Annotated in this window: 2 protein-coding genes; both read right to left on the minus strand. The window is 51.7% G+C overall.

The window, feature by feature from the left end; all coding sequences use genetic code 11:
* Window positions 1-221: 221 nt before the first annotated feature.
* The gene (locus PZA18_RS23935; protein WP_284103406.1) at window positions 222-434 is read right to left on the minus strand and encodes a hypothetical protein; all 213 of its coding nucleotides are present in this window, start codon (window positions 432-434) and stop codon (window positions 222-224) included.
* Between the two features lie 253 nt (window positions 435-687).
* Window positions 688-992: DDE-type integrase/transposase/recombinase (locus tag PZA18_RS25540; RefSeq protein WP_407951214.1), on the minus strand; the 305-nt coding region annotated here is incomplete at its 5' end.

A 992-nucleotide genomic window follows, 5' to 3' on the forward strand; every position in this document is an offset into this window, starting at 1 on the left:
GAGCCCGGATTCCAACCCCGCCTGAATCCGAACTCGCTCACTCTCTGTCAAATGACTATATATTTTTCCCACCCCAACACCTTCGCATACGTTTGAAGGTGTTGCACTTCAGTTTAGAGCGGGCCTCGGGTTTGAGATGGGTTTTTGTCGGGTTTTGAATTGGGCTAACGCCGTATTTGAATCCCCGTCAACAAGCCCTCCAATTCTTCGAAATTTGCTATTTATTTGGGAGCGTGGGTAAAAGGGTTTTCATTCTCCAAAACCTGTTTCGGCGTCCAGCCGTTCAGGTTTTGGTGGGGATGATTGCTGTGGTGTTGTTCTGATAATAGAAGCGAGTGACGATTCAATAAATAAACTTGAATCACCCCTGCAATAAAACTTTGTTCTTTAACAAAATGTCTTGCAGTTTGGCTGCGATGGCGTGGGCGGGGCACATCTGGCCGCCTGCTGCGCCAGACCAACAACGTCGGCCAGGACCTGCGCTACGCCTACTACGACCACGGCCACCTCAAAGCCATTTGTGACTTCAGTGCCGACAACAGCACCCTAACCGAATATGTCTACGATGCCGCTGGCAACCGCACCCAGGAATGGCAGACCGTGCGGTATTGACAACTTAATTTAGCCAAATTGCCATTGTCATATAATGGTGCGTAAAAGTTGCGCCAATCGCACCGCTCCCCCAATTCAGCCCGCAGCAAGGGCATTGGTAATGATCTGCCACGTGAAAAAAGCCTTTTGACGCGCAGCGCGGTAATCGACCCGACTGAGCAAATGACGATGACAACGAAACAAGTTGTTGATGGGCCCGTGAGCAGACAGGAAGCGCTGGGCCAGAGCCGGGGATTTGAAACGTCGCATCTGCTTCTCTTTCAGCCGGGTGGGCTGATGGGACACCTCTGCACGGTTGTTCAAGCCCTTGTGCTGTCGATGCTCAACCTCCGGCATGATGTCTTGTTTGGCCGCGCCGTAACTCTTGAGCTTGTCCGTGA

Origin of the sequence: Parachitinimonas caeni (assembly GCF_030129945.1) — a bacterium.
In the GTDB taxonomy this organism is placed as follows: domain Bacteria; phylum Pseudomonadota; class Gammaproteobacteria; order Burkholderiales; family Chitinimonadaceae; genus Parachitinimonas; species Parachitinimonas caeni.